Annotated in this window: 5 protein-coding genes; 1 reads left to right on the forward strand and 4 read right to left on the reverse strand. The window is 64.8% G+C overall.

The window, feature by feature from the left end:
• Positions 1-351 precede the first annotated feature (351 nt).
• Positions 352-1,686 (reverse strand): glycosyltransferase family 2 protein, encoded by a 1,335-nt coding sequence (locus tag HMPREF1023_RS03000; RefSeq protein WP_009304670.1) that lies wholly within the window; start codon positions 1,684-1,686, stop codon positions 352-354.
• A gap of 364 nt (positions 1,687-2,050) precedes the next feature.
• Here HMPREF1023_RS03000 and ahcY point away from each other — a divergent pair, with 364 nt between their 5' ends.
• Positions 2,051-3,310, forward strand: coding sequence for an adenosylhomocysteinase (gene ahcY / locus HMPREF1023_RS03005; protein ID WP_009304671.1), 1,260 nt, complete (start codon positions 2,051-2,053; stop codon positions 3,308-3,310).
• A gap of 483 nt (positions 3,311-3,793) precedes the next feature.
• Here the strand turns inward: ahcY and HMPREF1023_RS03010 are convergent, their stop codons facing one another.
• From HMPREF1023_RS03010 to HMPREF1023_RS03020, 3 genes are all read right to left on the reverse strand, one after another.
• Positions 3,794-4,966 (reverse strand): iron-containing alcohol dehydrogenase, encoded by a 1,173-nt coding sequence (locus tag HMPREF1023_RS03010; RefSeq protein ID WP_009304672.1) that lies wholly within the window; start codon positions 4,964-4,966, stop codon positions 3,794-3,796.
• Positions 4,967-5,065: 99 nt separating this feature from the next.
• A complete protein-coding gene (locus HMPREF1023_RS03015; protein WP_009304673.1) occupies positions 5,066-5,740 on the reverse strand; it encodes a flavodoxin in 675 nt (224 codons plus the stop codon).
• Positions 5,741-5,822: 82 nt separating this feature from the next.
• Positions 5,823-6,866 (reverse strand): DUF362 domain-containing protein (locus HMPREF1023_RS03020; RefSeq protein WP_009304674.1); only part of this gene is annotated, 1,044 nt, incomplete at its 5' end.

Genomic DNA, 6,866 nt, shown 5'->3' on the forward strand with positions numbered 1-6,866 from the left:
ATTGGCGAATATGGAAGGCCGCTTCATCCCGCTGCCCGGCGCAAGCGCCTTCCCCTCGGTCATCCTGGTCGACGACGTGTACACCACCGGCGCCACGCTGTTCGCCGCGACCGACGCCGTCCGCGTCGCCGGAGCCGCCACCGTCCGCTGCCTCACCTTCGCCCGCGTGTGGTAACCCCCCCCCGACTCGCAAGCACATCGGCGCCGTCGGAAGCCATCCTCGCCCGAAAAACACGCCTCATGCATCGAGGCGTGTTTTTCGGGCGAGGATGCAGACGTGCGCCAACCGGGCGCAAAAAAGCGACGGGCCCGGAGGCCCGCCGCTTTCGCATATCGACTTGACACCGCGTGCTACATGGTGCGCTCACGCTGCTTTTGGGGTGCGGCGCTTGCCGCGTCGGAGAGCTCGGCCACATCAACCGAGATGCTGTGCTTGATGGGCTTCCAGTTGCACTTCTTCACGAGCGCGACCAGCGCGATGGGGATATAGGTCATCATGAACACGGGGAACGTGAACATGTACAGAACCTTCTTGCCCGTGGTGGAACGGATGGAGTCCCATTCCACGAACGTGGTCAGCACGCCGAACATGAACATGAAGATGAAGTAGTTCAGCAGGCAGAACAAGATGGACGACAGCGAGGAGGCAACCATGATGCCCGTGGACATGGCTCCGGTGAGGCTGAGGAACACGATGATGGCGTTGAACAGCACCGACACGATGGTAAGCAGCATGCCCGGCGCGATGGTCATGAGCATGTCGTAGCAAGCGAAGCGCGCGCCCTTGGGGTTCACGGCGATGCCTTTCGCCAGGCGGGCACCGTAGTGCCAGAACACCTGGTAGAAGCCCTTCGCCCAGCGGAAGCGCTGGTTCCACGAGTCGCGGAACGTGATGGGCTGCTCATCGTAGAGGATGGCCGTGGGCGTGTAGCTGATGCGCGTGCCCTCGAGAATGCTGTTCGCAGAGAACTCGATGTCCTCGGTGAGCAGGTGCCACTTCCAACCGCCGTTCTTCTCGATGATGTCGGCGGCTATGAAGAAGCCCGTGCCCGACACGGCGCAACTGGTGTTCAGCGTGAGACGCGCCTGGTTCAGGAACTTCGCCTCGCGCAGGAACCACACGGCGTAGCCCGCGGATATCCAGTTGGAGTCGTAGTTCTTGGAGTTTCGATAGCTGGTCGAGGCCTTCGCTCCGTTGTCGAAGGTCTTGTTCATCTCGCGGAAGTAGTTCACATCCAGCACGTTGTCGGCGTCGAACACGAAGTACGCCTCGTAGCCCTTGTCGGCGTAGCGCTCGCGAATGCACTGGAAGCCGTAGTCGAGCGCGTAGCCCTTGCCAACTTCCTTGTCGTTGCTGCGGGGAAAGACGATGGCGCCTGCCTCGCGGGCCACGCGCGCGGTGTCGTCCGTGCAGTTGTCGGCGATAACGAACACGTCGATGAGCTCGGACGGATAGTTCTGCACCTTGATGGAGTGGATGAGGTCGCCGATGACGGCGCTCTCGTTGCGAGCCGAGATGACCGCGGCGAACTTGTGGTTCTTCTTCGCCGTGAGCTCCTTGGGCTTGCGCGTCAGCACCACGAACACGTAGTAGAGCTGATACGTGTAGCAGATCGTGAACGTGAGAAACACGCAGAAGTTGAATATGTCAACGAACGAGATCTGCGAAAAAAACTGGTCCAGCACCTTTGCTCCTTTGTCGGGCCGCGAACGCTCCTTGCGGCCGTGCCATCGCGCACCCGTCCTGCGGGTCGCGCTCCGCCCCCCTGGTGTTGTTCGGTTTCGTCTGAGGGTTGTGCGGAACGCCGCCTGTTCGCCGCTGCGGCGCTCTGGCTGTAACGCGTTCCAAGCTGGACAGATTATAGCGGGTGAGCAGCCGTTCGGGGCAACAACGAGTCCGTTCGTTACCGTTTCTTCCGAATTCGAGGTCATAAATCACCGGTATTCACAAAGGTTCTGCATACGAACTTCATAACTAGGTCGGTTCGGCTATGATAATCTGAGAGATCGAGAATCGCACGTTCCCTTATATGTCAATGGAGGCATACCCTTGAACCACGATATCAAAGACATCGCCCTGGCCGACGAGGGCCTCGCCCGCATCCTGTGGGCGGACCGCGACATGCCCGTGCTGGCGTCCATCCGCGAGCGCTTCGAGCGCGAGAAGCCCTTGGACGGCGTGCGCATCGGCGCCTGCATGCACGTGACCACCGAGACGGCGAACCTCATGCGCGCGCTCTCGGCCTCCGGCGCGAAGGTGACGCTGTGCGCCTCCAACCCGCTGTCCACCCAGGACGACACGGCCGCCTCTCTCGTGCGCGACTTCGGCATCGACGTGTTCGCCATCGCCGGCGAGGACGCCGACACCTACAACCGCCACATCGAGGCCGTCATCGCCTGCGACCCGCAGATCGTCATGGACGACGGCGCCGACCTCGACACCGCGCTGCACACCAAGTTCACCGACAAGCTGGCGCACGTGGTGGGCGGCACCGAGGAGACCACGACGGGCGTCGTGCGCCTCATGTCCATGGCCGCCGAGGGGACGCTCGCCTACCCCGTGTTCAACATCAACGACGCGAACACGAAGCACTGCTTCGACAACCACTACGGCACGGGCCAGTCCACGCTCGACGGCATCGTGCGCGCCACGAACCGCCTCCTGTGCGGCCGCACCATCGTGATCTCGGGCTACGGCTACTGCGGCAGCGGCCTGGCCCTGCGCGCGAAGGGCATGGGCATGCGCGTCATCGTGTGCGAGGTCGACCCGCTCAAGGCGCTCGAGGCGCACATGGAGGGCTACGAGGTGATGCCCGCGGCCGAGGCGGCGCGCTTCGCCGACGTGTGGGTGACCGTGACCGGCAACTGCAAGGTGGTGGACGGCCCGGCGTTCGAGAACATGAAGGACGGCGCCATCGTGTGCAACTCCGGCCACTTCGACTCCGAGATCAACCTTGAGTGGCTGGAAGACCACGCCACGAAGAAAGAGGAGATCAAGCCGCTGGTGGAAGAGTACACGCTGCCGGACGGCCGCACGGTGATCGTGCTGGCGCAGGGCCGCCTCGTGAACCTGTCGTGCGCCGAGGGTCACCCCGCGTCCGTGATGGACATGAGCTTCGCGAACCAGGCGCTGGCCGCCGAGTACCTGTACCTCCACGCCGGCGAGCTGGAGAACAAGGTGTACGACGTGCCCGCCGCCATCGATACGCACGTGGCGCGCGTGAAGCTGGAAACGCTGGGCATCGAGATCGACACGCTCACCGAGGAGCAGATCAAGTACATGAGCTCCTGGAACTTCGAGACGCTGTAGGATCAGACGAGGGATCGCCCTTTCCTGCAGGTAAAGAACCCGGTGCATGACGCATCGGGTTCTTTTTTTACCTGATCGCCAACGTCGGCTCGGCGCCTCATGACGAAGCTACGACGCCAACCCGCGCCTCGCCAAGAGAGCCCGCTCGTTTTGCAGCAGGCCCTCCACAAGATAGGCTGCCGCGCACGAACGCCCTCGCACGGATGTGTCTCGGAGCAGCGTCGTCGCGCGCCGATCCCACCCCGAACGCTATCGCGAAATCCTGGTAAGTTCCCGTCGATATTGCTATCCTCATTTGCGGATAAACAGGAGGGACAATCGTTCGACCTGGGGTTTCTTGATCGAGACGAGCAGCTCGGCCGACTCGAGACGCGGAAAAGCTCGCATATCGACGCGAACTTGCCCTTTTTCCCGCGCGCCCCCTGGAGCCGGCCTCCTTCGCGCCCCGCATGGGGACTTCCCCACGTGGGACGCGAGTCGCCCCTAAAGGCACATGCGGTAGATGCGCTCCACGTCTTCCGCGCCCAGGCTGCGCAGGCCCGGGATCCGACCGCCGCCGCAAGCGTGGCGCGCCATATCCTGGAAATGCGCCTCGTCGATGCCGAGCTCGGTCAGGGTTCCCTCAAGCCCCAGCGTCTCGGAGGCGAAGGAGCTCACGCGCTCGATCGCCCTGCGAGCGCCTTCTTCAGGCGAAAGACCCTCTTCCACCCCGAACACCGCAATGCCCAGACGATAGATGGCGGACGCGGTCCCGTCGTCCAAGATGTACTCGAGCCAGCGCGGGGCAAGGATGGCCAGGCCATGACCGTGCGTGATGTCGTAGTAGGCGGACAGCTCGTGCTCCATCATATGGCACGCACACCCGTGCACCGTCCCCGCATCGAGCACCGTGTTGAGCGCCATGGACGATGCCCACATCAGGTTCGCACGCGCCTCGTAGTTCTGAGGCTCCTCCAACGCCACCGGGGTCCACTTCACCACCGTGCGCATGACGGCCTCCTGCATCTCCAGGACCAGGTCGAAGGTGGCATCGCCGGCAAGGTAGTAATTGTCCAGCACGTGGTTGAAGATGTCGAACGCGCCGCACGCGGTTTGGTACGCCGGCAGGGTGTAGCTGTGCTCGGGGTTCTCGAAGGCCACGCGGGGGATCAGCGCGCTTCCGCCCAGGCCGATCTTCTGGTTGACGTCCATGTTCGAGATGACGCTCCAAGCATCCATCTCGGAACCGGTTGCAGCGTTGGTGAGCACGACCGCCACGGGCAGGGCATCGGTCACCCATGCGCCGCCCGCGACCAGGGGCCATACGTCGCCGTCCGCGGTCTTGGCCGCCGCGGCGACGCCCTTCGCGCAGTCGATGGCGGACCCGCCGCCCACGGCCAGGACCACGTCGATGCCGTTCTGCCTGCAGATGGCGGCGCCCCTGTTCGCGGTGGTATGGCGCGGGTTGGGCTCGACGCCTGCCAGCTCGAACAGTTCCATGCCGGCGCCTTCCAGAAGGCCGCGCACCTCGTCGTACAGGCCGCTCTTCTTGATGGAGCCGCCACCGTAGACCATCAGCACCTTCGTGCCGAAGGCCGCGAGCTCTTCAGGAAGGTGCTCCAGCTGGTTCTTTCCGAAGTACACCTTGGCAGGGTTGTGGAAGATGAAGTCGTTCATAGTGTTGCCTCTTTCCTATCCTCTTGCTTTCCTTCTTGCCTTCTTGCACGGGCTGCCCGGCAGACGGCCCGAACCGGCCACCGTTCAGCCGAAGCTCCCTTACGCAAGCCCCAAGCCCTCGATCCAGGGCGCCACCTGATCGAGCGCATCGGGAAGGGCGCTCCTTTCGACGGTCAGGCCGTCCAGCAGGTTCGCACCGGGACACAGATCGCGGATATCGGCCAAGGCGCCGTCGATGCCGCTGCCGCCGCTCGTGCAGAACGGCGCGACCGCCTTGCCCGCCAGGTCGTGCTGCAGCAGAAACGAGCGCATCACATGCGGCAACCGCCCCCACCAGATGGGATTGCCCAGGTAGACCGCATCGTAGGCATCCCAATCCGGCACCGCGGCCGCGATCGGCGGCAGGTAGCCCTCGTCTTGTTCGCGCCGCACCTGGGAAGTCATGGCATCGTAATCGTCGGGATAGGCGTCGGTCGTCTCGATGCGGAACAGGTCGGCACCCGTCGCCTCCGCGATGCGCTCGGCGACGGAAAACGTGTTGCCCGAGTACGAGAACACCGCCACGAGCGCCCGCCCGCCGTGGGCCGCGGGCTCGGGCTCGGACGCAACGGACTCGGCCGGTCCGCCCTCCTCGTCCGGCGCGGGCGCTTCGTTTTCCTCAACCTGCTCCTCTGCCGCAACGCATCCGGCGAGCATGCCGCCGCCGAGCACCGCCATGCCGAAGCCGAACGACCCCATGACGAAGGTGCGCCGGTCCAATTCGCTTTGTCTCATGCTGACTCTCCTCTCGCTTCCGTCCTTCGAGTCTACGTCCTGGAGCTGATTCCAAGTCAAATGGAAATCATGTGCAGAGCGATCAACGCAGAATGCGGACGAGCTCGATGCCCTCCGACTCGCCGCGGTCGCGGCTGTACAGGCGCTCCACGGAATTGTTCCAGTGCTCGTGCACGCCGAGGCTCTCCACCGGGTTCCCTGCGCCGTCGCGGTACGCGGCTCCCGACGGCGGTGCAGATGCCAACGCGGCTTCGTGCAGGTAGTTCTCCACGCCCAGGTTGCCCTCGAGCGCGGCGTTGCGGCTGACGACCGCCGGCTGGTTGATGAGGAAGTCGGCGCCCACCGAGTCGATGGCCACCGGATCCTGCGACAGGAAGATGCTGGCCGCGAACCCGCCGTCGAAGGGCGCGCCCTCCCACTGCGCCGCCTCGCGCGTGACCGACGCGCCTTCCGAGGTTGCCGGCACCAAGCCGTCCAGCATCCACAGCATCGTCTTGCCGCCCAGCAGACGGTTGGCGAACAGGTCGACGAGCACGGTGTACATGCCCATGGCCTGGCCGGACACGTAGCGGTGGATGCCGGCGGCCTCGGGCGGTCGCAGGCGGCTGGAGTTGACCAGCGAGCCGAAGTGGTTCTTCCCGCACAGCGTGAGGCCGTAGCTGTGCCCCTTGAGGCTTGCGAGGTTGATCAGGTAGTCGGCCTCCGACACGCAGGCGGGCACCACGTTCGCCGCGCCCGCCACGTCGGCCGACCAGACGACGGGCGCGCTCTCGTCGCCTGCGGCGTCGTTCGGGCCGCCCTCGTCGTAGTAGCGGAAGCGCACGCCGGCAAGCGCGCCCTCCGAGCAGAGCTCCATCATATGCGCCGGGAAGATGCGGCACGCGTCGTACACCGCGATGTCGCCCGCCGCTACGCCCGCGTCCTCCACGAGCGACAGCAGCAGCGCACGCAAAAGAACCGGCGTCGTATAGCTCATGGCGCTGTCCTCGTCCGCGCCGAACGTGCCCGCGCCGTTCATGTTCGCCTTGACGGCGATCCGCTGGCCCGCCCGATAGCCGCCCGCGCGCCCGGCGCGCGCGTTGTGCGCCTCGAACAGCACGCGCCATCCGGCCGCCGCATCGTCCGC

Source organism: Eggerthella sp. 1_3_56FAA (assembly GCF_000185625.1).
GTDB classification, from domain to species: Bacteria; Actinomycetota; Coriobacteriia; order Coriobacteriales; family Eggerthellaceae; genus Eggerthella; species Eggerthella lenta.